The organism is Tolypothrix campylonemoides VB511288_2, assembly GCF_045999855.1.
Taxonomy (GTDB): Bacteria; Cyanobacteriota; Cyanobacteriia; order Cyanobacteriales; family Nostocaceae; genus Scytonema; species Scytonema bouteillei_A.
This window is the reverse complement of record NZ_JBFPMW010000012.1, coordinates 269,228-294,773: the sequence shown is the minus strand read 5'-3', so window position 1 is coordinate 294,773 and position 25,546 is coordinate 269,228. Positions and strand designations below refer to the sequence as shown.

21 protein-coding genes are annotated in these 25,546 nt (G+C 42.4%); 4 read left to right on the top strand and 17 right to left on the bottom strand.

The window, feature by feature from the left end; all coding sequences use genetic code 11:
• Positions 1-14: 14 nt before the first annotated feature.
• Positions 15-683, top strand: a complete 669-nt coding sequence (locus AB0756_RS30100) for a ribonuclease HII (protein WP_038075858.1) — start codon at positions 15-17, stop codon at positions 681-683.
• A 7-nt stretch (positions 684-690) separates the two neighbouring features.
• On the opposite strand, the gene AB0756_RS30095 is transcribed toward AB0756_RS30100, so the two are convergent.
• A complete protein-coding gene (locus AB0756_RS30095) occupies positions 691-1,275 on the bottom strand; it encodes a DUF1997 domain-containing protein (protein WP_038075862.1) in 585 nt (194 codons plus the stop codon).
• Between the two features lie 257 nt (positions 1,276-1,532).
• Here AB0756_RS30095 and pheA point away from each other — a divergent pair, with 257 nt between their 5' ends.
• Positions 1,533-2,417: a prephenate dehydratase gene (gene pheA / locus AB0756_RS30090; protein ID WP_038075865.1), complete on the top strand. Its 885-nt coding sequence runs from the start codon at positions 1,533-1,535 to the stop codon at positions 2,415-2,417.
• A 51-nt stretch (positions 2,418-2,468) separates the two neighbouring features.
• Here pheA and AB0756_RS30085 read toward each other — a convergent pair whose 3' ends face one another.
• The 9 genes from AB0756_RS30085 to AB0756_RS30045 all read right to left on the bottom strand — a co-directional run bounded on the left by AB0756_RS30085 (position 2,469) and on the right by AB0756_RS30045 (position 11,877).
• Complete coding sequence (locus tag AB0756_RS30085) at positions 2,469-3,110, bottom strand: LON peptidase substrate-binding domain-containing protein (protein WP_038075868.1); 642 nt, start codon at positions 3,108-3,110, stop codon at positions 2,469-2,471.
• A 226-nt stretch (positions 3,111-3,336) separates the two neighbouring features.
• The gene (rpsJ, locus tag AB0756_RS30080; protein ID WP_008232935.1) at positions 3,337-3,654 is read right to left on the bottom strand and encodes a 30S ribosomal protein S10; all 318 of its coding nucleotides are present in this window, start codon (positions 3,652-3,654) and stop codon (positions 3,337-3,339) included.
• A gap of 159 nt (positions 3,655-3,813) precedes the next feature.
• The gene (gene tuf, locus AB0756_RS30075; RefSeq protein ID WP_038075873.1) at positions 3,814-5,043 is read right to left on the bottom strand and encodes an elongation factor Tu; all 1,230 of its coding nucleotides are present in this window, start codon (positions 5,041-5,043) and stop codon (positions 3,814-3,816) included.
• Between the two features lie 22 nt (positions 5,044-5,065).
• The gene (gene fusA / locus AB0756_RS30070; protein WP_038075878.1) at positions 5,066-7,144 is read right to left on the bottom strand and encodes an elongation factor G; all 2,079 of its coding nucleotides are present in this window, start codon (positions 7,142-7,144) and stop codon (positions 5,066-5,068) included.
• A gap of 169 nt (positions 7,145-7,313) precedes the next feature.
• Complete coding sequence (rpsG, locus tag AB0756_RS30065; RefSeq protein ID WP_038075881.1) at positions 7,314-7,784, bottom strand: 30S ribosomal protein S7; 471 nt, start codon at positions 7,782-7,784, stop codon at positions 7,314-7,316.
• A 219-nt stretch (positions 7,785-8,003) separates the two neighbouring features.
• The gene (gene rpsL, locus AB0756_RS30060; RefSeq protein ID WP_017746068.1) at positions 8,004-8,381 is read right to left on the bottom strand and encodes a 30S ribosomal protein S12; all 378 of its coding nucleotides are present in this window, start codon (positions 8,379-8,381) and stop codon (positions 8,004-8,006) included.
• 188 nt (positions 8,382-8,569) lie between these two features.
• The gene (locus AB0756_RS30055) at positions 8,570-8,902 is read right to left on the bottom strand and encodes a HesB/IscA family protein (protein WP_038075883.1); all 333 of its coding nucleotides are present in this window, start codon (positions 8,900-8,902) and stop codon (positions 8,570-8,572) included.
• Positions 8,903-9,189: 287 nt separating this feature from the next.
• On the bottom strand, positions 9,190-9,621 hold the full coding sequence (locus AB0756_RS30050) for a phosphomannose isomerase type II C-terminal cupin domain (protein WP_038075886.1): 432 nt from the start codon (positions 9,619-9,621) through the stop codon (positions 9,190-9,192).
• Between the two features lie 261 nt (positions 9,622-9,882).
• Positions 9,883-11,877, bottom strand: a complete 1,995-nt coding sequence (locus AB0756_RS30045) for a phosphodiester glycosidase family protein (RefSeq protein WP_038075891.1) — start codon at positions 11,875-11,877, stop codon at positions 9,883-9,885.
• A gap of 841 nt (positions 11,878-12,718) precedes the next feature.
• On the opposite strand from AB0756_RS30045, the gene gltB reads away from it, so the two are divergent.
• Positions 12,719-17,395 carry a glutamate synthase large subunit gene (gene gltB, locus AB0756_RS30040; protein WP_038075895.1) on the top strand — a complete coding sequence of 1,559 codons (4,677 nt, stop codon included), beginning with the start codon at positions 12,719-12,721 and terminating at the stop codon, positions 17,393-17,395.
• A 140-nt stretch (positions 17,396-17,535) separates the two neighbouring features.
• Here the strand turns inward: gltB and AB0756_RS30035 are convergent, their stop codons facing one another.
• A complete protein-coding gene (locus AB0756_RS30035; protein WP_038075900.1) occupies positions 17,536-17,781 on the bottom strand; it encodes a FitA-like ribbon-helix-helix domain-containing protein in 246 nt (81 codons plus the stop codon).
• 197 nt (positions 17,782-17,978) lie between these two features.
• A complete protein-coding gene (locus tag AB0756_RS30030) occupies positions 17,979-19,064 on the bottom strand; it encodes an acyltransferase family protein (protein WP_038075904.1) in 1,086 nt (361 codons plus the stop codon).
• Between the two features lie 139 nt (positions 19,065-19,203).
• Here AB0756_RS30030 and AB0756_RS30025 point away from each other — a divergent pair, with 139 nt between their 5' ends.
• A complete protein-coding gene (locus AB0756_RS30025) occupies positions 19,204-19,491 on the top strand; it encodes a GNAT family N-acetyltransferase (protein ID WP_408019899.1) in 288 nt (95 codons plus the stop codon).
• Here the strand turns inward: AB0756_RS30025 and vapC are convergent.
• From vapC to AB0756_RS30000, 5 genes are all read right to left on the bottom strand, one after another.
• Complete coding sequence (vapC, locus tag AB0756_RS30020) at positions 19,411-19,818, bottom strand: type II toxin-antitoxin system tRNA(fMet)-specific endonuclease VapC (RefSeq protein WP_038075907.1); 408 nt, start codon at positions 19,816-19,818, stop codon at positions 19,411-19,413. The two genes, AB0756_RS30025 and vapC, sit on opposite strands and share 81 nt — an antisense overlap.
• A complete protein-coding gene (locus AB0756_RS30015; protein ID WP_063779573.1) occupies positions 19,815-20,159 on the bottom strand; it encodes a hypothetical protein in 345 nt (114 codons plus the stop codon). The genes vapC and AB0756_RS30015 overlap by 4 nt, the downstream gene beginning before the upstream one ends.
• Positions 20,160-20,974: 815 nt before the next feature.
• Positions 20,975-21,934, bottom strand: a complete 960-nt coding sequence (locus AB0756_RS30010) for a polysaccharide deacetylase family protein (protein WP_038075910.1) — start codon at positions 21,932-21,934, stop codon at positions 20,975-20,977.
• A 949-nt stretch (positions 21,935-22,883) separates the two neighbouring features.
• Positions 22,884-24,143: a hypothetical protein gene (locus AB0756_RS30005; RefSeq protein WP_202048667.1), complete on the bottom strand. Its 1,260-nt coding sequence runs from the start codon at positions 24,141-24,143 to the stop codon at positions 22,884-22,886.
• Positions 24,140-25,534, bottom strand: coding sequence for a DUF2079 domain-containing protein (locus AB0756_RS30000; RefSeq protein WP_038075913.1), 1,395 nt, complete (start codon positions 25,532-25,534; stop codon positions 24,140-24,142). Before AB0756_RS30000 ends, AB0756_RS30005 begins: the two co-directional genes overlap by 4 nt.
• Positions 25,535-25,546: the final 12 nt, after the last annotated feature.

The following is a 25,546-nucleotide window of genomic DNA, read 5'->3' as shown; positions in this document are numbered from 1 at the left end:
CGATCGACCAACTTATGATAGACATAGAGCAAAATGCCGCTTCTTCCAAATTGCCAGCGCCTTTACAAGAAACAAGGTGGTTGGAGTTTTCCACGCTGTTAAATGTTCAAAAACCTATTGCAGGCGTAGATGAAGTAGGTCGAGGTGCTCTATTTGGTCCTGTGGTAGCAGCAGCTGTGATATTACCCAATTTGGCTTTGCCTCATCTTGTGGCTGCTAATATTAAGGACAGTAAAAAGCTGTCTGGTAATCAAAGACGATTGCTCGCCCAACAGATCTGTGAGTTGGCAGTAGACTGGAAAATAGGATTTGCATCCACCGCAGAAATTGACCGGATAAACATTTTGCAGGCAACACTGTTGGCGATGAAGCGGGCTGTGCTGAAATTGAAAATACAGCCTGCTTTATGCTTGATTGATGGCAATCAGTTAGTGAATGATTTACCACTGCCACAACAAACAATAGTTAAAGGTGATGAGTGCTCTTTAGCTATAGCTTCTGCCAGCATTGTTGCCAAAGTTTGGCGCGACGACTTGGTGTTACGACTTGCTTCTAAATATCCCATGTACGATTTAGAACGCAACAAGGGATACGGTAGCCAAAAGCATTTAATGGCATTGCGCCAGTATGGTCCTTCGCTTTTACACCGCAAGTCTTTCCGTCCCTGCCAGAATAATTCGTAATTCGTAATTATTCTGTCACCATCGGTAAGTCTGCGCTTTCGGTTGTCAGGGGTGTTTGCCGTGTTTGTGATAAAGCCCATTGGCGGTAATCGGCTAGTAACTGATACTGCAATCTTTGCTTTATAGTTAGCAAAACACTCTTCAACAATCCATTGCCCGTTGCTTCTAGGATGGCTTTAGGTGTAAAGGAAAATGGAGGTGGTAATTCCACTTGGACTTCTAAATCGGCTCTTCCTTGGAGGTAGGTGCCAGTATTTAGTTGTTCTGGTGCTAAATATCCTTTTAAGTTTAAAGAAAACCGTTGGTTGATATATTCAATACCGAGAATTTCACAACCTACCGATCGCACGCAAATTGTTCCATTTGATTCCGCCGTGACTTTTAAGTCCACAGTGGGCTGAATGCTTAGTGTCATAAAACTTAGAGGACGCAATTTCAGACGAAAGACTTCCTCAGACAGCTGCTGAATGCGATTGGGGTCAAACAATGCCCTAACTAATCGTTGGGGCTGGCGCAAATAGTGTTGAATCGGAATAGGCTGAGCCGGAATTGCGATCGCAACCAATTGAGATGCAGTAAACCGAGTAGGCATGAGAGTATTTAAAAACTTGTTAATTAATTGTAATAGTTTTTAACTTTCTTTGTGTTTTTGTGCAAAAAAACTGAGAGATGTCCTTAATTGTAGGACTTTCGGTCATCAGAAAACAAGATAAAAGTAGTAATGGAGAGCCAAATATAAAATTTATGGCAGCTTTGATAGAAATGGGATATAAAGACCTGTATAAGGAAAAGGTTCTGATGTATTATTAAGAACCTATAAATGTATCTCATTGCGCTACAAAAAACTTCATGACCTTATCGATCGCACATTTAGGACCTCCTGGCACTTATGCGGAACAAGCAGCAATTCTTTATTACAACTGGCTGACTCAAATCTCAGCCCAGAAAGCCATTCTATGTCCGTATCCCAGTATTGCCCAAACATTGCGAGCTGTTGCACAAGGACAGACAAAACTGGCTGTGGTCCCGGTGGAAAATTCTATCGAAGGTAGTGTGACTATGACGTTAGATGCACTATGGCAACTTGATGGTCTGCAAGTTCAGCTAGCTTTAGTCATGCCAATAGTCCATACATTAATTTCTTGTGCTCAAAGTATGGAAGATCTTAAAACCGTTTACTCTCATCCACAAGCCCTAGCACAATGTCAGAGATGGTTGGATAGAGTTCTACCAAAAGTACAATTAATTCCAACAAATTCTACAACAGAAGCATTACTGCAACTCGATCGAGACACAACAGCCGCCGCCATTTCTTCTCAACGTGCAGCACAACTCTATAATTTACCCGTGCTAGCAACTGGGATTAATGATTACCCGGAAAATTGCACTCGATTTTGGGTGATCGGCAAAAATTACATCCCATTTGCCCGCCCTTCTCATTTAGAACGAGCCAGTCACACCTCGCTTGCTTTTAGTACTCCTGCAAATGTACCCGGCGCACTAGCAAAACCACTACAAGTGTTTGCCAGTATAGGAATTAACTTAAGCAAAATTGAATCTCGTCCTACAAAGCGATCGTTAGGAGAATATTTATTTTTTATCGACTTAGAAGCAGATTTATCCGAACCTCAAGTCGAGTCTGCCTTGGCAGAGATAGCGTCTTATACAGAGATCTTAAAAATCTTTGGCAGCTATAATGTTTTGCCAATTCAAGAGTTAGTGGTTAGCTGTTAGTTGTTTATTATCACTACTAGCTACTAACCACTAACAACCAACCAATAACTATTAATTAAAAGTATCTTTGAGAACAGTACGGGCTGCTAAATGATTGCGAGTGGAAGTCAAAATTTCTGATTCTCTTTGCAAACGCTCTGCCGTATCTTGAAGCTCTAACAATGCTTGCTGCTCGGCGGCAACACCATAAAGGTTGCTTGCAATCCAGTAAGATAGCTCTATAGGTAAGTCTGGCAAATCATCAGGTAACTCGATGTTTTGGTCTGTCAGTTTTGCTGACAACCTGACTACATCTCGCAGCAGTTGTTCTACGTCAGTTGCTAAAGGTCTTAAATCTTTTACAGGGGGTTTGTCTTCAATCCACTCGACCAAACCTACCCGGTAGGGCTTTTCTCTGACATACTTGAGAAGACGAAACCTCTGTTGCCCTAACGTTAACATCTTCATCCGATCGTCAGGCATGCGCTGATAGTGAATGATTTCCGCACAGCAACCAACATTAGCGATCGTACCTCTTACCGGATCGACCATCAAAACACCAAACCTGCGATCGCTCTCCAGAATCGTGTTCATCATAATTCTGTAGCGAAATTCAAAGATATGCAGGGGTAATGGTCTAGTAGGGAACAAAACTACTTCTGGCAACGGGAACAGAGGTAGTTCGCAAACAGCAATTTTAGAAGTTGATGTCATGTTTCCTATGTATAAATTTTTCAGTCTTAAATATTTATTTTTCTTTACTTTTCCCCTACTTTCTCATATTCTATCATTTCGACCTTAAAGCAAATAAAAAACCCTGAAAAAATCTTTCTCAGGGCTTTGTTATTTTTTATACATGATTGCGAGTTAGTAGTTGGTAGTTAGTGGTTAGAAATACAAGTGGGTGAGCTGTGCCTACCAACTAACAACTAACTAATAACTATAATTTCACTTCAATATCCACACCAGAAGGAAGATCCAGTTTCATCAAAGCATCGATAGTCTTGGAAGAAGGCTGATAAATGTCAATGATTCGGCGATGGGTGCGGGTTTCAAAATGTTCGCGTGAATCTTTATCTACGTGGGGAGAACGCAACACACAGTAGATACGGCGTTTTGTAGGAAGAGGAATCGGTCCGATAGCTGTCGCATTGGTGCGGTTAGCTGTGTCTACAATCTTCTCGCAAGATGTGTCCAGCAAGCGACGGTCAAAAGCTTGTAAACGAATTCTAATCTTTTGCTGCTGTAGTGTTGCCATTTTTAATTGTCCAGGTTCTGATTGGGTTGGTTAGTGGTTGGTGGTTAGTGGTTAGTAGAACAATTCACAACTAACAACTAACCACTAACAATAAAGCGTGAAAAAAGCAGAGATGTATTATACCATCTCTGCTCCTTTTTTAGTTAAGGTGCAAAGGTACTATTTGAGGATCTTAGAAACAACACCAGCACCGATGGTACGACCACCTTCACGAATAGCGAAGCGCATTCCTTGCTCGATCGCGATGGCGTTGATGAGTTCTACACTCACTTTGATACGGTCACCGGGCATAACCATTTCTGCTTCACTGCCATCATCACTGGTGAAAGCTTTGATGGTGCCGGTTACGTCTGTTGTCCGCACGTAGAACTGAGGGCGGTAGCCAGCGAAGAAGGGTGTTTTGCGACCACCTTCTTTTTCTGTCAATACGTACACTTCACCTTCAAATTGGGTGTGTGGAGTGATAGAACCGGGCTTAGCAATTACCATTCCCCGTTCAATATCATTTTTTTGGATACCGCGCAGTAGTATTCCGGCGTTATCCCCAGCCATACCTTCTTCAAGACTCTTCTTGAACATCTCGATACCGGTAACGGTGGTGCTGCGAGTTGGTTTGATACCAACAAGTTCCACGTTATCGCCGATTTTGACTTTACCCCGTTCAATACGTCCGGTAGCTACTGTACCGCGACCCGTGATGGAGAACACGTCTTCTACTGCCATCAGGAAGGGCTTATCAACATCGCGCTCTGGGGTGGGGATGTAGGAGTCTACAGCATCCATCAGTGAGTATATTTTATCTACCCACTTGTCATCGCCCCGTTGTGTTTTGGGGTTAGCAGTCATTTTTTCCAGCGCTTGCAAGCCAGAACCGATGACAACGGGAATATCATCGCCAGGGAATTGGTAGCTAGAGAGAAGTTCGCGGACTTCCAATTCTACCAGTTCCAAAAGTTCTGCGTCGTCCACCATGTCTTCTTTATTCAAGAAAACAACCAAGCTGGGTACACCCACCTGTCTTGCCAAGAGGATGTGTTCGCGGGTTTGAGGCATGGGTCCGTCAGCTGCGGAAACCACTAGAATGGCACCATCCATCTGAGCAGCACCGGTGATCATGTTTTTCACATAGTCAGCGTGTCCGGGACAGTCTACGTGAGCATAGTGCCGATTTGCGGTTTCATACTCTACGTGAGCGGTGTTGATGGTAATACCCCGTGCCTTTTCTTCTGGAGCAGCATCAATTTCATCGTACTTTCTTGCTTGTGCCTGACCCAGAGCTGACAAGGTCATGGTGATAGCTGCTGTTAAAGTGGTTTTACCGTGGTCAACGTGACCGATAGTACCGATGTTGACGTGGGGTTTATTCCTTTCAAACTTTGCGCGTGCCATGAATGCTAATTTCCTTTACTAATTAAGCGTTCCCTTTGCTTTTAGCGATGATTGCCTCAGCTACGTTGCGAGGTACTTCTTCATAGTTGCTAAATTCCATTGAGAAGATGCCCCGACCTTGAGTCTTAGACCGGATGTCAGTAGCGTAGCCAAACATCTCTGACAGTGGTACTTTGGCAGTGACTTTAGCAAGCCCTGCTTCAGATCCCATGCCCTCAATTTGTCCGCGACGGGAATTGAGGTCGCCCATTACATCCCCAAGGAAGTTTTCGGGAACTTCTACCTCAACTTTCATCATAGGCTCTAACAGAATGGGTGTAGCCTTCATGGCTGCTTCTTTCACTGCCATTGAACCAGCAATTTTGAAAGCCATTTCTGAAGAGTCTACTTCGTGATAAGACCCATCGACTAAGGTTGCCTTGATATCGATGAGTGGGTATCCAGCTAATATGCCAGATTCGCAGGTTTCTTTGATACCTGCTTCTACAGGGGATACGTACTCTTTAGGTACGGAACCACCTACAATCTTGGAGACAAATTCAAAACCGCTTCCGGGTTCCCCTGGCTCCAAGTCAATCACAACGTGACCGTACTGACCTTTACCACCACTTTGCCGGATGAATTTACCTTCTACTCTGGTTACGGGTTTGCGAATGGTTTCGCGGTAAGCAACCTGTGGCGCACCAACGTTTGCTTCCACTTTGAATTCGCGTAACATCCTGTCTACCAGAATTTCGAGGTGAAGCTCGCCCATCCCTGCAATCACGGTTTGGTTGGTTTCCGGATTCACGCTCACGCGGAAGGTGGGGTCTTCTTCCGAGAGAGATTGTAGAGCCTTGGACAATTTGTCCATGTCGTTCTTGGTTTTGGGTTCAACCGCCACCGAGATAACAGGCTCGGGAATGTATAGGGATTCGAGAATGACTGGCGAACCTTCATCACATAGCGTGTCACCTGTCAAGGTATCTTTCAATCCCAATGCAGCTCCCAAATCGCCGGCTCTGAGTTCGTCAACATCCAATCGGTCGTCTGCTTTTAATACCACCAACCGGGAAATCCGTTCTTTCTTTCCTTTGGTAGCATTGAGAACGTAACTGCCCTTCTTCAGAACACCAGAATATACGCGAACGAATGTTAGACGACCGTATGGGTCTGCCATAATCTTGAAAGCCAGCGCTGATAGAGGTTCATTGTCGTCAGCACGGCGTTCAACAGTTTCACCAGAAGATACTGTACCTTGGATTGGCGGTACATCAATTGGCGCGGGTAGGTAGTCTACCACTGCATCCAACAGCAACTGTACGCCTTTGTTTTTGAATGCGGAACCACAAAGCATGGGCACGATCGTACCTGCATTTGTTCCTTTCCGCAGTGCTATGCGAATTTCTTCTTCGGTCAGTTCTTCGCCCTCGAAGTACTTGTTCATCAGCGCGTCGTCAGTTTCTGCGACTGCTTCAATCAACTTGGTGCGGTACTCTTCTACTTGAGCCGCCATATCTTCGGGAATCGCTGTTTCCTGAATATCGGTTCCTTGGTCGTTGTTGTAGATGTATGCGCTCATCTTCACCAAGTCAACGATTCCTTTGAAATCGCTTTCACTGCCTATGGGTAACTGAATGGCAATAGCATTTGCCCGCAGGCGATCGCGTACTTGATCGTAAACTTTATAGAAGCTTGCGCCCGTGCGATCCATCTTGTTAACAAACACGATGCGAGGCACTTTGTAGCGGTCTGCTTGACGCCATACAGTTTCTGTTTGGGGTTGTACGCCACCTACAGAACATAGCACTGTAATAACACCATCTAGCACCCGCATGGACCGCTCTACTTCTATAGTGAAGTCTACGTGTCCGGGAGTATCAATAATGTTAATTTGATGGTTTTTCCAACTGGTACTGATAGCAGCAGCAGTAATAGTAATTCCCCGCTCTCTCTCCTGTTCCATCCAGTCGGTTACAGCGGTTCCTTCGTGAACTTCACCAATCTTATGAATTATCCCAGAGTAAAATAATATTCTCTCTGTTGTTGTGGTTTTGCCCGCATCTATATGCGCCGCAATACCTATGTTGCGTACCTTCTCTAGCGGGTGGTTACGTGCCACAGCTGCCTCCTATAGTTTTCGCCTCATGATATCTTGTATATTACACTTTGTTAAGATAGTATACTTCTACGGAAAACCGTCTTTTGAATTATGAATTATGAATTGTGAATTATGAAATTTTGAGTCATTCAGCCTTTTTCACCATTCATCATTCATAATTCATAATTCTTTAGTAGCGATAATGTGCAAATGCTTTATTCGCTTCTGCCATGCGGTGCGTTTCTTCCCGCTTGCGAATGGCGTTCCCGGTTTCGTTTGCTGCATCCATCAACTCGTTTGCCAGTCTACCTGCCATCGTTCGACCCGGTCTAGATCTTGAGAACTGAACCAGCCAACGTAACGCAAGAGTTGTACCTCTTTCAGAACGGACTTCCATTGGAACTTGATAGGTAGCACCACCTACACGTCGGGCTTTCACCTCTACCAATGGAGTGGCGTTTCTTACTGCTCTTTCAAAAACTTCTAATGGATCGCCTCCAGTCCGTTCTTGAATCGTTTTCATAGCATCATAAACAATGCGTGCGGCTAACGATTTTTTGCCATGACGCATAATACGTCTAATCATCATACTGATAAGACGGCTATTGTATACAGAGTCAGAAGGAACTGGACGCCTTTGAATTACACCTCTACGAGACATACTTAGTAACCTTTAGTTTCGATCTTGCAATAGGGAGTAGGGTTTATGAGGTCGGAGTTAGGGGGTTGGGGTCAGGGGTTAAAAATCGCTTCATTCCTACTCCCCAGTTCCCAATCCTCTGTCCCCAATCCCCAGTCCGCTACTTCATTCAATCTCTACATAAAGTGCCAAGTGCTGAGGAAAACGCGTGTTGCTCAGCACTCAATACTCAGCACTACTTTATGCTTTTTTAGGACGTTTCGTTCCATACTTAGAACGACCTTGTTTGCGGTCTTTGACTCCGGCTGTATCTAAGGTTCCACGAATAATGTGGTATCTCACGCCTGGTAAGTCCTTAACCCTACCGCCACGAATCATAACCACTGAGTGTTCTTGCAGGTTGTGACCAATTCCTGGAATGTAGGCTGTGACCTCAAATCCAGATGTTAATCTTACCCTCGCGACTTTGCGTAAAGCTGAGTTAGGCTTTTTGGGTGTGGTAGTGTATACTCTAGTACACACACCTCGGCGCTGAGGGCATTCCTTCAGAGCTGGGGACTTGGTTTTCTGACGCGCTTTTTCGCGTTCAGTACGTATAAGTTGCTGTATTGTTGGCATGAGTTACAGCGCGAAAAGCTGCTTTTATTCTAAGTAACAACAAATCCTGATTATAGCTTTTCTTTTGGGTTTTGTGTCAAGTTTTTTTGTCATTTGTCATTCGCCCTTTGTCCTTTGCCTCAATCAATAGCAAATGACAAATGACGAATGGCAATTTTTGTTTCACTTAGGACTCTCGATCGCAAGCCCTATTCCTTCACTATTGAGAAAGAATTACCACAACCGCAGCTAGCGCTTGCTTGAGGGTTTTGGAAGCGAAAGCCCCCACCCATCAAATCTTCTGAGTAATCTACAGTTAAACCGTCAACATATTTTTGGCTCTCAGCATCTATAACCACTTGAAGACCACTAGTGGTAACAACGCGATCGCCAAGCTTCGCTGCCTCATCAAAAGACATATCATAGTAAAACCCGGAACAACCACCGGATTTAACTGCTAGGCGAAAAAATGTGTATGACGGCTGCTGCTTTGATTTGAGTCGCTCAATTTCATTAGCAGCTGCTGAACTCAGTTGAATCATCGCGCTCCGCAATGCAATTAAAACTCATGCTACGATATTATATCAAAAATTTAGCGCTGATTTCTTCACAATATTTAGTTTGGCAAGCAATACCCACCAACCGTAGCATTCAACATACTAAAAGGACAGGCAAAGCACTGACCCACAAAACCAAAATTGGCTTGTGGCATACAGCCTTTAACCCGTCCTTAACCACTCAAGGTGAACTAACGTATTTGGTTTGGAATTTATGGATAAAAACTTTCAGCCGTTACGATAAGATAAACGGTGCTGCCGCTCGGCCAGCGCTATTTTTGATTGGAATCTGGAGTACGAGCGTAGTCGTCTTGGTATCGAACAATATCATCTTCACCTAAATACTCGCCATTTTGGACTTCAATTAATACCAAGGGAATAACACCAGGATTTTCCAAGCGATGAGCGGTACACTGAGGTACGTAAGTAGACTCGTTATTTCTCAGAAGCACTTCGCGATCGCCACAAACAACCTTAGCTGTACCGGAGACAACAATCCAGTGTTCGCTGCGATGGTGGTGCATTTGTAAGCTGAGGCGGTGTCCGGGCTTAACTTCAATACGTTTAATCTTGTATCCACGTCCTTCTTCGAGAACGGTAAAAGAACCCCAAGGACGAAGTTCTGTAGCAGCAACGCCTCTAGCACTCACAGCTGGGGGAAGGGGCAATGTATTAGCTTGTGTTGCCTCTTGAATTTGAACCATAGTTACCTCATTATTTTTTGACAGAACAAACCGTCAGTACCTGTAGAATATTGATGAAAAAAACGCAATCGATGTTTCAGATCTCTGGCAGTGACCGATTCATGCCACTTTGCCAACCATAGCAAATCAACTCTGGAAGTGTAATCAATGATTTCCGCAAAGTCACATCTCTACACGAATTCTTCATTAAAGAACATGGCGACTTATTAAAAGCTTTAAAGTGTTTGGGGACAAGGGGGGATAGGGGGTGCTCCCCACTCCCTACTTCCCCAAAAATACCCCAATTCCGTTATGAACGCGAGCTGCTGTATTGGGGGAACGATCGAGGAGTTGACCCCCCAAGTAAAGACTCGTAGAACTACCACCATCTAAATTGAGAGCATTTACACACCCCAAAAGCTGCATTAACTGCGCGTGTTCTGCTAAGGTAGGCCCAGCACCACCTGCACGATTGTGTACTGCAGCGATCGCTAAATTTCCTGTTGCTGTCGTACAAATTCCACTACGAACAGCTTTTTCTGCGATGAAAGCATCACTAAATTTTTCCCCTTTGGCATCAAGCACAATCTGACGGTTCCGCAACAATAATGGACCTGCCCCTACTATGTGGGAATAGCGGTTAAACTCAGTGGAGATGGTAGAACTCTTAATCTGGATTGTGGAATTTACTGTTAATTGTAAGGCGTTAGCTGTAGCTAACCCGCGAAAAGTGAGTAGGTACCCATCTTGAGGAATGGGAATAGCTGTTTCTCCGGCTTTACCTGCTGTTATTTGATTGAGGATTTTATTTTGTTGTACAACCAGGATGACTTCGTTATCGGTAAGGGGGGTGTAGGTTGCTCCCCATGCAGGAGTGTAACGAGCAATGCCACTCTGAACGTAGCCACTATTTAAATAGAGAATCGGTAACTCTACCTTGTTTGGTACAATTATGCTTTCTTGTAAGGTGAGGCGATCGATGTAAAACTGTCCGGAATCATTCCAAGCGATCGCACCTCGATTGAGAATCGGTCCTGACAACCACAAACTATCCCGGCGAAGTGCGCCTAAAGGCAATCGATTATTACGGTTAAAATATCCACCATTAATAGCTGCAACTGCTGTTTGTTGTTGTGCGAATTGAACCAGAGGCGCGGTTCCAATCATCGTGTCAGAATTTGTCCAAATTGGTTTCAACTTTATCCCGCTTGTACGGGGATTAATTTCCAACCACGTGACTGGAAAGCTATCTTGACCTAAACTCAAGTACTGCTGTCTCCATGTCAATCCTGTCGCCCATACAATGCGACGCTCTGGCATTGCATCGGGTCGAATTTCTATGCTTAAGCGATTGGGGTTGGCTAAAGTATTAACCCGAGGAGCAAAACCAAAGGGAACGCTAAGTCTAACTATTGTTTGGTTGTTCGCAACTTCTACTTTTTGAATTAACGAGTCTGGTGTTGGAACTCGATCTGATAATGAAGTCCTTTCTTCCCTCCCTCTCTCACTCTCTCCCTCTCTCACTGCCAATAAACTAGGATCGGCTATCCCTTCTACAGTCACTACCCATTCTCGATTTGGTGGCGAGGTGGGCTTGGGCGGTGCGGTGTCAGCGTCAAGTGTTGAAGTTGGAGACTTTGGTACGGGTAATCCCTGTGAAATTTGCCAGGGAGTTGGACGATTTAAATTTATAATGATGGTATCACCTAAAGTTTGTCTATCCTGACGAATATTCAATACCTGGGCATTTGGCGTAGAAATTACCAGAGTGTTACCATTCGCTTGTATCTTCCATCCGGCAGTATTAGCAAAGTTTGTTATGTCTAGATAGCGATATCCTGTTGTTATTACACTGGTTAAAACAACAGGGTTGGTGGATGGTGAAAACCACTGTACTGGTTGTTGGGTAGGGTTGTTATTGTTTAATAAATCGACTCCTAGTAATTGCTTGATAGCCCCATCATTCAGATGGGTGTTAAGCTTACCAGTCCGAGACTTTTGTTGCAACCAAGCCCCAGGTAAAATGCGCCCGTTAAGAGCAACTCGATCGCCATAGGAAACTACTCCCGGTAATGCAGGTGCCAAAGGTTGTGGTATTGTTTTTGGATTTGGTGCGCTTGATGTTGAAGGTTGTGCTTTGGCACTATCATATATATCTACCAGGCAAAGTAGAGTTGAAAGTACTGATGGTATTACAACCTTAAGAAAACGATCGCTACTTTTATTGAGTGCAAAACAGCAATCTCGTGTTAGGACACACCTCAGTATTCTTACCATAGTTACCAATGTATTTATGAAAACAATTTGGGCAACTCACTTCTTGAAACATCAAAAAATGATGACAAGAGTTTTGTTGTGATTGGAATGTGATATTGTATATATGGGCTTTTTATCTCTGAAAACAAGATTTTTTTTAAGAATGCGATTGTTACAAGAGTGCTATGCAATTTTTGATAATCGCAGACGTATTGGATTGCTGTAAAAAGAAGGATGAAGTATAAAGTATGAAGGATAAAGTGTACCTCACAGATGAAGTAGGGGCTAGGGATGCAGACACTGCGTGTTAAATATTTTTTTCGCAGATAAATTTAGAAATTTGTATCCATTCAACAGATGAAGCTTTTGCCCTTTATCCTTTATTCTTATTCAGAAGTCAAGCAAGTGGCAATACAAGTAGCAAAGAATAACAAATAAAAAGTCAGAAAACACAAGAGATCTGTAGGATAGGAATTGTCAAATGGGTATATAGTGTAATACGCTGATTTTGTTGCTAAATCCGAATAATATTCCCGTTAAGAGTCGTGAGATCGTATTTCACATCTGTTTCGGGTAAACCTCGCTTATTAAGTAGAAGATTGGAAAAGGACTGGGCAATTTACTTAGTGAGCGTACTTAAGTAAAAACTTATAAGTTCGGAAGTAGTTTAATTTACTCAGGATAAAGACATAAAAAAATATCCCAAAGATTTTAACACGGGTCAAACAAAAATAAAAGCCCGAAGTTAAAATTTTTTTTCCCTAAAAATCAGTCACTCTGTATTTTCCATCTTGCAATTTAGAAATTTTCCCAACCAGAAGTAGCAAAATTCGTAACTCACGTTGTCAGGGATAACAAAAGGATGAATCAACAACAAAACATGACACATTCTGATATTACTAACGGGTATATCTATCCAGGTCAAAGATGGTTAGTGGAAGAGCGAGATGCTTGTGGTGTGGGTTTTATTGCCCACCGCCAAAATCAAGCTAGCCATGAAGTCGTAGAAAAAGCTTTAGGTGCTTTAAGTTGTTTGGAACATAGGGGTGGTTGTAGTGCAGACCAAGATTCGGGTGATGGTGCGGGAATATTGACGGCTCTGCCGTGGGAGTTGTTCCAACAGGATCTCGAAGCATGGGGGAAACAAGGTTTTGCTACGGCTCACATGGCTGTAGGAATGATATTTTTACCGCAAGATGAAGAATCAGCCCAAAAAGCAAGGGCGCTTGTGGAGCAAATAGCCATTGAGGAGAATTTAACTGTATTGGGCTGGCGAGTGGTTCCAGTACGACCTCAATTATTGGGGGTACAAGCAAGAGAAAATCAACCCAGAATCGAACAACTTTTTGTAGCATCAGAAGAGAAAAAAGGTGATGAATTAGAGCGATCGCTGTATATCACGCGTCGTCGAATTCATAAAGCCGTTCGCCAAAACGATAACAGGTGGTCAGACGACTTTTACGTTTGCTCGCTTTCGAGCCGCACAATTATATATAAAGGTATGGTGCGTTCGGCTGTATTGGGAGATTTTTATCAAGATTTAAAAAATTCATCCTACACAAGCCCCTTCGCAGTCTATCACCGCCGCTTTAGTACCAATACCATGCCCAAGTGGCCTCTGGCTCAACCCATGCGGCTTTTGGGTCACAATGGAGAGATTAACACCCTGTTGGGAAATATCAACTGGATGATGGCTAGAGAAGCAAGTTTAAATCATCCCGTTTGGGGTGATTTGATTAACGAACTTAAGCCATTTGTCAATATTGACAGCAGCGACTCAGCAAATTTAGACAACGTGTTTGAGTTGCTAGTGCATTCCGGACGCAGCCCGTTAGAAGCCATCATGATAATGGTTCCAGAGGCTTACCAAAATCAGCCAGAATTGCGAACCTATCCTGAGATAGTTGACTTTTACGAATACTATAGTGGTTTGCAAGAAGCCTGGGACGGTCCCGCACTGTTGGTGTTTAGCGATGGGCGGAAAGTAGGAGCAACACTTGACCGCAATGGCTTAAGACCAGCGCGTTACTGCATTACTAAAGATGACTACATCGTAGTCGCGTCAGAAGCAGGTGTGGTGAGCTTTCCCGAATCTGACATTATTGAGAAAGGCAGACTCGGACCGGGACAAATGATTGCGGTGGATTTGGAAAGCCACGAAGTTTTGAAGAACTGGGAAATTAAGCAGCGCATAGCCAAGCAACATCCCTATGGAGAATGGTTGCGCCAGTATCGTCAGAAATTGGGAACTGGGAACTGGGGACTGGGGAACGGCAATGGAAATGGACATGGATCTTCATCCGCTCCCCCAGATAAACAAACTCTCCTCCAGCAACAGATGGCTTTTGGCTACACCACAGAAGATGTGGAAATGGTGATTCAGCCAATGGCGATAGATGGTAAGGAAGCAACTTTCTGCATGGGAGACGATATTCCTCTAGCAGTATTGTCAGAAAAACCACACTTGCTGTACGACTATTTCAAACAGCGCTTTGCTCAGGTCACCAATCCAGCGATCGATCCTTTGCGCGAAAGTCTGGTGATGTCTCTAAAAGTAGAACTGGGAGAACGGGGCAATTTGCTGGAGCCGAAGCCAGAATATGCCCGCAGATTGATGCTAGATTCACCAGTTGTGCAAGAGGCAGAGTTGGAGGCTATCAAACTGTCGGGATTTGTAACAGCTGAATTATCAACCCTGTTTGAAATTGAGAAAGGTCCAGAAGGGTTGAAAGCCGCAGTCAAAACCTTACAAGCGCAAGCTGCTGAATCGGTGCGGGCAGGTGCAAAAATTTTGATATTGAGCGATCGCATTCAAGCAGACAATGAACTGGGAATTGGGACAGAGTACACCTACATTCCTCCCTTGCTGGCAATAGGTGCAGTCCACCATCACCTGATCCGCGAAGGACTGCGGATGAAAACATCTTTGATTGTGGATACCGCACAATGCTGGAGTACCCATCATTTTGCCTGCTTGATCGGTTATGGTGCAGCAGCCGTTTGTCCGTACATGGCTTTGGACACCGTCCGCAGTTGGTGGTTTGACCCCAAAACCCAACAGTTTATGGAACGGGGCAAAATTACTGCCATGAGTTTGGAGCAAGCCCTTGCTAACTACCGTAAAGCAGTAGAAAGCGGGTTGTTAAAGATTCTCTCGAAGATGGGGATTTCTTTGCTCTCGAGTTACCAAGCCGCACAAATCTTTGAAGCAATTGGTATCGGTCAGGATTTACTGGAACTGGGATTTTATGGAACAGCTTCTCGCGTAGGGGGTTTGAGTGTTAGTGAATTAGCACAAGAAGTTCTGGCTTTTCACTGCAAGGCTTTCCCAGAATTGATCGCCAAGAAGTTAGAAAACCTAGGCTTTGTCAACTACCGTCCCGGTGGCGAGTACCATATGAACAGCCCGGAACTGGCAAAAGCGTTGCATAAAGCCGTAGACGGGAAGAAGTACGATCACTACGAAGTTTACAAGAAATACTTGCAAGGAAGAACGCTTACAGCTTTGCGCGACTTGCTTGATTTCCAAAGCGATCGCTCTCCCATTTCTCTTGAAGAAGTAGAGCCAGTGAGCGAGATTGTCAAGCGCTTCTGTACTGGTGGTATGTCTTTAGGCGCACTGTCACGAGAAGCACATGAAACTTTGGCAATTGCCATGAACCGCCTCGGGGGTAAATCCAATTCTGGAGAAGGTGGGGAAGATCCCGTTAGATACAAAATCTTGGATGATGTGGATGGTTCTGGTAACTCAGCTACCTTACCTCATTTGAAAGGTCTGCGGAATGGAGACAGAGCTTCTAGTGCAATCAAGCAAGTTGCTTCGGGACGCTTTGGTGTTACACCAGAGTATTTGGTCAGCGCCAAACAAATTGAGATTAAAATCGCTCAAGGTGCAAAACCGGGTGAAGGCGGACAGCTTCCTGGGAAAAAGGTTAGCCCTTATATTGCCATGTTGCGGCGTTCCAAACCGGGAGTGACGCTGATTTCACCCCCACCGCACCACGATATCTATTCTATTGAGGATTTGGCGCAACTCATTTTCGACTTGCACCAAATCAATCCCAAAGCTCAAGTTTCGGTGAAGTTGGTTGCAGAAGTCGGTATTGGTACCATTGCTGCAGGGGTAGCGAAGGCAAATGCTGATATTATTCAGATTTCCGGTCACGATGGCGGTACGGGAGCCTCACCACTGAGTTCTATTAAGCACGCTGGTTCACCGTGGGAATTGGGGTTAACGGAAGTGCATCGCGTGTTGATGCAAAATAGCTTGCGCGATCGCGTAGTTTTACGTGTTGACGGCGGGCTGAAGACAGGTTGGGACGTGCTGATGGGCGCATTGATGGGAGCAGAAGAATTTGGCTTTGGTTCCATCGCCATGATTGCTGAAGGCTGTATCATGGCAAGAATCTGCCACACCAACAATTGTCCTGTAGGTGTTGCTTCTCAGAAAGAGGAACTGCGGAAACGCTTCCCCGGTACGCCAGAACACGTAGTGAATTTCTTCTACTTTATTGCAGAGGAAGTTCGCAGTCTGTTAGCCAAACTCGGTTACCGTTCCTTGCTAGATATTGTTGGACGCGCCGATCTGTTGAGAGTGCGTGAGGATGTACGCACGACAAAGACGCAAGCGCTGAATCTCAATTGCTTGCTTCAGTTACCCGATTCTCGGGAAAATCGCAGCTGGCTGGTGCATGAAGAAGTTCACAGCAATGGTGTTGTTTTGGATGACCAATTGTTGCGCGATCCGGATATTCAGGCGGCTATTCACAACCAATCAACGGTCAGCAAAACTATGGCGATCGTGAATACTGACAGAACAGTCGGTGCGCGGTTGGCGGGTGCGATCGCATCACAGTACGGTGACAGTGGTTTTGAAGGACAAATCAACCTCAACTTCAAAGGAAGTGTCGGGCAAAGTTTTGGTGCTTTCAATCTTCCCGGTATGATTTTGACATTAGAGGGAGAGGCTAACGACTACGTTGGTAAGGGGATGAATGGTGGTGAGATTATTATTAAACCGCCCGTAGAAGCCACCTATAACCCAGCACAAAACGTCATTGTTGGCAATACCTGTCTTTACGGTGCGACTGGAGGATTCCTATTTGCAAACGGTTTAGCAGGAGAACGTTTTGCAGTGAGGAATTCCAAAGGAACAGCCGTGATTGAAGGTGCAGGGGATCACTGCTGCGAGTACATGACTGGCGGTGTTGTTGTCGTCCTTGGAAAAGTAGGGCGTAACGTAGCGGCTGGTATGACAGGAGGTTTGGGTTACTTCCTAGATGAAGACGGAATGTTCCCTGAGTTAGTTAACCGAGAAATTGTTAAACTTCAGCGAGTTATGACTCCTGCGGGTGAGAAGCAATTGCAAGAGTTAATTAAAGCCCATGCGGAACGCACTGGTTCGCGCAAAGCAAAGATGATTCTAGAAAATTGGCAAGAGTATTTGCCCAAGTTCTGGCAATTAGTTCCACCTTCTGAAGCGGATAGCCCCGAAGCAAATTCTCAACTCACAACCGAGAAGCAGTTAAGTTCCGTGTAGGTTCGTTGAGTATTACTGCTTAAATTAGACCCCTCCCTCGTTCCCAGGCTCCCGCCTGGGAATGCCTTAACAGAGGCTCCGCCTCCCGTCCCACAAGATTGAGTCATTTTTTTAAAAAAATACATTAGTATCAAGAATAATCATTCAAAAGTGGGTGCAGTCCGCATAGGTTCCCCAGTCACTTCTCCGAGTTCAAAATCTCCCAAGTGAGCAAAACGTTTTTCAATCATATTCACAAGATTTACAGGAGGTTTTTGATTTTCTATTAAAGCCTGAGGGAGAATCTCTTTTACTTCTTCTTCTATCGAACGGTCATTTTTTGCAGCACGTTGTTGCAAAAGATTTTTAATGTTGCCGTCAACGTTAAAAATGGTAATGCTTGTCATAGTGAGCGAATTAGGTTGTGATGTATTCAGATATTTAGTAATTATATTTTAGTTTAATTAGGCATTGATTCACGAGCCTTAATTATGTACTCTGGCTTAGGAAAAACTTATTCGGTCTGGTTTCAAGCGTTTTTTTCCAGAATTTATTACCTACTTGGTAACTCAATTGAAATTCGCTAGAATAATAGACCGAGAACCTAAGTAACAAGCTGTTTAAAAGGAGTCGATTTTAACAAATAAATTGATAGAGTAGTAAAGAATATTACAAAAATACTTTCTACCAGGAAAATTATGTTTAAAGGTATTCCAAAGATACCAATCATCATAGCTATTTTATACTTTTGAAGTAATAACACAAATAAATATTGCCAGTACTTATGTAATGCGAATAGACCAAGAGAGTATTTAGCTATTTTTTCTACTAACAAATTTTTTTGATTATTTTGAGGTGAATAAATATAACAAAAAATACTCAAAGCTCCACAAACAATAGAAACTCTACCATAAATACTGGGAATCTGGTTATATATACGCAAATAAATATCATGAAGAGAAAACAGTACGTATGCGATTAAATAGCAGCCTTTAAACTTTAATATTTTCTCTGGATGGTTTACCAAATAAAAAGCAATAGGAATATAAATGAGAAAATTTAATAACCAATGGTAAGGAAGATTGGAATTGAAAAAGTAAAGTGCTTCAAAATAAAATAAAGAAAACCCTACAAGTGTAAGCGATACAATCAGTTTTAACTTTTTTGATTGTATTTGATATAAAAAAGCAAAGATTAATAAAATGATTAAATTAAACAGGAAATAGAACACAGAATCTCCAACTAATGGTAAGCTTGGTTGTATACCTGTAATAATATCCCAAGACCAAGTAGGAAGTTCTTGTGAAATTATCATATAAAAAATATTTTGAAAAATCGACCAAACTAAATATATTTTTATCAATCTAATAAGTCTTTTCTTTAAAGATTGAAGCTCGGGTTTTTGAAAAAATAGATAAAGAGAAATTATATAAAATAAAGGAACTGCTATTAAACATAATTGAAGTTGTAAATCTAGAAAAATTCTTGCAATAACAACTAAAAGTGTATGAGAGTTGCTATCTATAATAAATTTAATAGGTTGTAAATGCCATATCAAAACAAAAATAATACTTAATGCTTTTAATCTGTCCAAACTATTATTTCTTTCTGGTTTCATAAATGTTTCTTTATAAATATGCTTTTTAGGGCGATGGCTATATGATTCCCAAAAATTTTGTAAAAGTAACATGAAACTATGTTGAACCTTACCAAACCCAACTTTGCACTACAAATAAAGAAAAAGGTAATACGAATGCGATCGCGTAACTTATAGATAATTCAAGTGTTAGTATCTAGTAGGAATTCTACAAGATGGGTTCGCGTTCTGGTTGTTGTCCTATGAGTCTTTTCGCGGAGAAGGTTACGGGGATGCTCTTCTAGCTACTGCGGAACAAGAAGCCGTGAAGCGAGGTTGCCAATATGTGTATTTGGATACATTCAGTTTTCAAGCTCCGGAGTTTTACCGGAAACAGGGAAGGATTTTACACCGAGAAAGGAGCCATGCGAATCGCATAACTTTGCTGCTTGTTTCATTGTCAATTATCTATCTCCCAATCTTCAATCAGCAAGTTATTAACGCGCTTGAATTCTCTAGTATTATGGGTAATAAGAGTTAAATTATTTGTCAGTGCGATCGCAGCAATTTGTAAATCATACGCTCCGATTGGAGTACCTAATGCTTCTAACTCAGAGCGAATCATTCCAAATGTCATTGCAGAGAAATCGTCAAAGGGTAGCGATATAAATTGAGCTAAAAATTCTTGCTGTAAGGTTAGATTACGTTCTGGGTTAACACTTTTGATTGCTCCATAAAATAATTCGGCTTTGACGATTGAGCAAACAGCAATATCTTTGGTAGTAGTAGATTCTAGTTTCTGCTTTAAGGCGAGATTTTTACCACGCATATAGATAATGCAAGTGTTAGTATCTAACAAGAATTTCACAGGATAGATTCTCTTTCTGGTTGTTGTTCTTGAGGATGGCGAAAGAATGTTTCATCTTGGATACAACCGTAGAATTGAGGAAGCGGATATTCTGAGGTTTCAGTTTGGATTTCTGGTTGTAAGGACTCGATAAGAGTTTTGAGCAATGTCCAGCCTTGGCTAAGATCGAATTCTTTAGTAAGTTCAGCTAAGGGAGATTGATGGAAAAATTCAGCAAGTTTGGTAGATCGATCGGGGTAAGAATTGTGTGAGTTCAGTCTTTGAGCAAGGAGTTGGATAAGGTATAGTTTATCTTTGGGGGAAAGCTGAAGCAGCTGTTTTTCGAGTTCTGAGATAGCCATAATAAGGTTTACAGGGGAGAATATCATTTCATTATAGTTCTACTGAACAAGAACGCTAAGTACAGGAAAATAAGCAAATGAGAGCGCTCGCGTATAGCCATCTCTAGAAAAATTCACAGCCTAGTCGGAATTGCTTTAGTATTAGCTGAAGATAGTCAGTACTTACAGAAGCCTTAGAGAGAATTTTTAACTGGTTACAAAGATACGATCCCGAAGCAGCAGTTGAGTCAGCTTCGTGAAGTGATTCTTTGAAACAAAGGCTAAAAAACATGAAAAGATATGTTTTTAAACCTCTGTCATTGCGAATTAGACACCTCCCTCGATTCCGGTGGCTCTGTCTGAGAATGCCTTAGCAAAGGCTCCGCCTTCCGTACTCAAGAAGTTACAAACTGCCTATTTGGACACGTTCAGTTTTCAGGCTCCAAAGTTTTATCAGAAACGTGGATATGTCGTATTTGGTGAGTTACCAAACTTTCCACAGGGTCACAGCCGCTTTTTTCTAAAGAAGGAGTTATACTGAATCCTCGTCTTGTACCCCGTTTATAATTTAGTCCGCGTAGGCGGTGAGTCCAGTCCTGCAGGCGGGTTTCCCGCCGTAGGGAACTGGCGAACCCGAAGGGACTTCGTTTGTATAGCCGCGATTTCCAATCGTTAGGCTAAAAGGGGTTATAAAACCGGATTTAGTATTACACCGATTTAAAAAACCCTCACCCCTTTTCTCATCGGGCAAGGGTTTTTCCTATTGGGGGAGGCGGAGCCTCCTTAAAGGCATTCCCAGGCTCCGCCTCGGATCGAGGAAGAATGAGATGTTACGGTTATCGGTCACTGTTCGCCGATCGCTTGTTCTTTTTAACTGCTGTTACAGTACCTTTCTTAGCTTCTGCTAACTTGATGCCATTGTCTTCCATTTCTAGAAGTTCTGGAACAGTTACAAAACGATAGCCCCGCTCTTTAAAGTTATTAATAATTTGCGGTAATGCTTGGATAGTTTTTGTGCGATTTCCACCACCATCGTGCATCAGTACAATTCCACCTGATTTAGAATCTTTCATAACATTCCTAACCAGCCTGGGTACAGCAGGACGGCTGTAATCAACGGAGTCAGCAGACCACATAACGACTGTATATTTTTGATTTTTAGCATAATTCACCAAGCCGTTGTGCATCATTCCACCTGGTGGTCTGAATAAAGTTGTTTTTACACCTGTCGTTTTATAAATTAGGTCTGATGTCGTTTCGATTTCATACGCTGCGGCTTGAGGACTAAATTGGTGATACCAGTGATGCCACGTATGATTACCTATAATGTGACCTTCTGCTACTATTCTTCTGGCTAATTCTGGGTGTTCCTTCAGCATCTGTCCCACGACAAAGAAGGTAGCCTTTATATTATTTTTCTTAAGAATATCTAGTATCTGTACGGTTCCTCCAGACCAAGGACCATCATCAAAAGTTAACGCAATAGCTTTTTCACCTGTTATCTGGTTTGCACTTTTAATAGTGACACCTTGAAAGCGTGATGGGATGGCATAGGAAAGACCCTTTATGCTTGCTTCTTGCTGCCAAGTTGTTATCATGGCTGTCTTGAATTTCTCAACTCGCTGTTGATTTCCCGTGCTGGCTGCTATTTCTTTTAAATTTACAGGTTGTTCAATCTGAGCTTTAGAAGCATTTGGGTTGATAGGCATCATCAAACCAAGACTAAAACTACCGCATAAAGCAACTAATGCTATAAATATTCCTTGAGACCAAACATATGATTTATTGCTTTCCACTTCAAGCGCTCCTTCACTTGTGGAACCGTCAGCTACGGTATGACGGTATGTTATAGCACATCTTTCTTTAAATACTTAGATATTTCCAGAAGGTCTCCGAAAATATGGAAAACTAAAATACGGGCTTAACAACAAATTATAGATATTAAGCCAATAAATTATAAGGTTTCGATGCTAGCAAATACAATGTGACTTAGCAGTTATATTGCTACGAACAGTCAGCAAAGATAAAAGTGATTGTATGTTCGGACATAAATTTTGTATTTCATAAGTACTAAGGATTGTTGGCATATAAAAACAGATTGGAAAAATCTTTGCGACACGTTATAGGCTATCAGCCAAGTCACATCAGATCGGTCTATCTAAAATCTCAACGCCAAAATTCAAAACTGTATAACCCAGTATATTCTACTGCTGAATATTGTGCTTTTCTAGAAAAAAAAGTTAAAGTTTGAACATATTTAACATCTTCTCATTTTTTTGATAAGAAGCTAGACGCGGACTGACTTAATATGTTTCTTCTTGAGAATTACAATCTCCGGTTAATGCAAACGTCATCAACCTATCTTTACAAGGTGTGCTTGAATTAATTTGACTTTTGTACTCTCAATGACTCCAGTTCTGGTACTCCTCAGCCTGTACTAAAGTAAGTGTAAAGCAGTCGCCTTAATAGAAAACTTACAATCACAAGTTTATGACGACTATTACCTCATTAATATTCTAAACTTGACATATATGTTTTCAGTATAAATACTGAATTAACTATAAGTTTCATAAATTAGACTCTCTACATATTTATAGTGGTATTCTTGCAGGATTTTACTATCTAACAACAGAGTGAAATCCTATACAAAGAATTAAAGCTTATTTAAAGCAAGTCTATTGTATTTAAAATTTCTATGAATTCAAGAGAAATTGTGCTTTAATCTGCATTATATGTGTTATTGTCTTATGCTACCCATAATTCCTGAGCAAATCGTACAGCAAAGCTAGCCAGTGGAATGGAAAGGGAGGATAGAACAATATATCCCCAACGAGGATAACGGCTGAGCAGCATACCAAGTGCTATTGACAGCGATACAACGCCGTAAGCCAGACGGTTTAGGGAAATTGTACTTCCAGAAGCCAGTAGCATGGCAATCGCACACAATCCATAAACCAGTGCGATCGTTCTGAGTTCAGTCCGCAAAAGCCACAGTAGATAGATTCCTCCGAAAATCATGACAACGTTAGTTAGGGGATCTCCAGCTAGCAGCCAAAGGAGTAGCCCCAAGAAAACAAAGCCGTATCTGACCTTGCTAGCAGCTAATTGTTTGCGAAAACGCCATAACAAGTATCCAATAATGATAACCATTACAAATAGCAATGGATGCCAGAGGTCTTTTATATAGCCGTACTTCCAATTGGTTGAACCAACAATAATTTGCATAAACATCTTTAACCAACCCACCCACTCAAATCCCCATGAAGAACGCCATGCTTTTTGTGCGTGGAGAAATGCCAAGGGGTCATTGTATTTTATTTGGCAGTAGAGGCTAAACAAAAGTAGACCGCCACCAGTGGCTAAACTGGCAAAAAAAGCTTTGATCCCTCTGCGCTCGAGTATTGCAACCAGCAAAAATGATATCCATAGTGCAATGCCGGTGGGACGCGTTGCTGTGGCTAGAGAACCCCAAAGGGCAGTCTCACCGTATTTTTTATTATCAAAAGCCCGTAAAGCAGCCGTGCTAAAAAGAAGATACAAGCCTTCAGTGTAAATAACTGTACCAAACAAAGACAGGGGAAACCATGCCAAAACAGCCGTTGTCCACCTTGCTACATTGACCCCGTAACGCTCGTTTATCCAAGCGTATAACACTATGAGCGCTCCTAAAAATGCTAGATTGTTCACCAGCACGGCTGCTATTTGAAAAGGCAAGCCAACGCTCATTATTGCTCGAACAATTAAAGGAAATAATGGAAAAAAAGCAACAATTACAGATGGCTTTCCATTTTGAGAATCAGTGTAACCATCAATTGCGATCGCCTTATAGTTTCCGCTATCCCAAGCATAAAAAACGTCCCAGCTAAATGTGGCTGCAGTACCCCCAGGTGGAGATGGTAATAAAGGAGCGATCGACAGCATGAACACTGCAATAAATAACCGACTCGTCAGCCACATGGTTATTGCAAAAAAGAATCCTTGAATAAAGATTTTTGGGATCTTCATGGTTGTTTTTGAGAAAACAAATAAACCTCATCGCGATCGTAATTTAATTGAAATTTTGGATGACTTTTCAGTTGATTAACCAAACTAGAAGCAAACTGTTGATTGCTAGCCCAACCTGGGTGGCGAACGTTAAGCAAGACGTGTTGAAACTGAGCTAAATCCTTTGGAGGCACATCAGCATTGGTCAATTGAATAAACTGTCGTTGTGACAAATGTGGAGAAATTGAAGCTGTCGTATAAAGACTTTCTTTTGATGGAACTCGAGCAACAGCTTCCCATGTAGCTTGCCAATTATCCACAGATTCTAAATATTTGCCGCCAAAATGGGTAAATTTAGCTAAACTTAAAAATGTAATTGCAGACCATATAATAATTGCTTTTTGGTTCCGCAACCATCCTCGATTTGCAGCGAGGCTGGCAATAACAGCTAACAATAAAAATGGAAGTGCTGGTAGAGAATATTGATGGACTAAATCTTTTTGTGGTTGGTAATCAGCTATTAGGTTGAGGGCTACACACGGAACGGCTCCTATTAAAGGTTTGAGACTTTGCCAAGACAGACCCCAAGCAACAGGTACTAAAAGCAAAATTAAATATCCTAAGTTCTCTAAAGAAAAGACTTTTCCCAACACAACTCCTGGTTTCAATACCAAATTTTGAGCAATTTCTACAACTGAGTTTCCTAAATAACTGTAACGCCCAACTGCGGCTGCTTCCCTACCACTAAAAAAAGGAATCACAATTTGAGAACTGATGAAAAACCAGGCAATACCAGTACTAATAGCAAAAGCACCGCAGAAACGCCGCTTCTCAATTAGCAGTAGCCAAACACCCATAGCTGCTACTGTAAGTGATAAGACGGCTTTGCATCCCAAAATAAACACAATGGCGAAACAAAACCAGCCAATCTTACCCTGTTTTGCCCACCATACTGCCGCTAATATCAAGGGAAGAGCCATGACTTCTGGGTGGAAATCAAATAAATTGATATTGTAAACGAGTGGGTACAGTAAATACACAGCTACCATTGCTATCGATTGCCGATCTGTCAATTTAGCTTCTTGTGCCAAATACCAAGTCGGCAAAGCACCAATCGCTAAAGCTATTGCCTGTATGGCGAATAACCAGTAAACGCTGGGATAAATTTTGTATAGCAAAGCTAAGGGATAGAAAACAAAAGCAGCATGATCCCCAAGAATGTGATAGCCCATGAAAGAAGAAATGGGCGGTTGACCTTGACCGATCAAGTAAACGGCTTGGTCAAAGATTCCTAAATCAAAAGCAGTTGATTGAAAGAGGATGTGTCGTAAACTGCTAGACACAAAGAGAATAACGGCACTAACACCAATCATCCAAACAACTGTACTGGGAATTATTACTTTTGTTTTCATGTTAGTGGTTGA

Coding starts and splice junctions, on each gene's coding strand:
- AB0756_RS30100 (WP_038075858.1), top strand. CDS start 15: ATGATAGACATAGAGCAAAATGCCGCTTCTTCCAAATTGCCAGCGCCT.
- AB0756_RS30095 (WP_038075862.1), bottom strand. CDS start 1,275: ATGCCTACTCGGTTTACTGCATCTCAATTGGTTGCGATCGCAATTCCG.
- pheA (WP_038075865.1), top strand. CDS start 1,533: ATGACCTTATCGATCGCACATTTAGGACCTCCTGGCACTTATGCGGAA.
- AB0756_RS30085 (WP_038075868.1), bottom strand. CDS start 3,110: ATGACATCAACTTCTAAAATTGCTGTTTGCGAACTACCTCTGTTCCCG.
- rpsJ (WP_008232935.1), bottom strand. CDS start 3,654: ATGGCAACACTACAGCAGCAAAAGATTAGAATTCGTTTACAAGCTTTT.
- tuf (WP_038075873.1), bottom strand. CDS start 5,043: ATGGCACGCGCAAAGTTTGAAAGGAATAAACCCCACGTCAACATCGGT.
- rpsG (WP_038075881.1), bottom strand. CDS start 7,784: ATGTCTCGTAGAGGTGTAATTCAAAGGCGTCCAGTTCCTTCTGACTCT.
- rpsL (WP_017746068.1), bottom strand. CDS start 8,381: ATGCCAACAATACAGCAACTTATACGTACTGAACGCGAAAAAGCGCGT.
- AB0756_RS30055 (WP_038075883.1), bottom strand. CDS start 8,902: ATGATTCAACTGAGTTCAGCAGCTGCTAATGAAATTGAGCGACTCAAA.
- AB0756_RS30050 (WP_038075886.1), bottom strand. CDS start 9,621: ATGGTTCAAATTCAAGAGGCAACACAAGCTAATACATTGCCCCTTCCC.
- AB0756_RS30045 (WP_038075891.1), bottom strand. CDS start 11,877: ATGGTAAGAATACTGAGGTGTGTCCTAACACGAGATTGCTGTTTTGCA.
- gltB (WP_038075895.1), top strand. CDS start 12,719: ATGAATCAACAACAAAACATGACACATTCTGATATTACTAACGGGTAT.
- AB0756_RS30035 (WP_038075900.1), bottom strand. CDS start 17,781: ATGACAAGCATTACCATTTTTAACGTTGACGGCAACATTAAAAATCTT.
- AB0756_RS30030 (WP_038075904.1), bottom strand. CDS start 19,064: ATGTTACTTTTACAAAATTTTTGGGAATCATATAGCCATCGCCCTAAA.
- AB0756_RS30015 (WP_063779573.1), bottom strand. CDS start 20,159: ATGGCTATCTCAGAACTCGAAAAACAGCTGCTTCAGCTTTCCCCCAAA.
- AB0756_RS30005 (WP_202048667.1), bottom strand. CDS start 24,143: ATGAAGATCCCAAAAATCTTTATTCAAGGATTCTTTTTTGCAATAACC.
- AB0756_RS30000 (WP_038075913.1), bottom strand. CDS start 25,534: ATGAAAACAAAAGTAATAATTCCCAGTACAGTTGTTTGGATGATTGGT.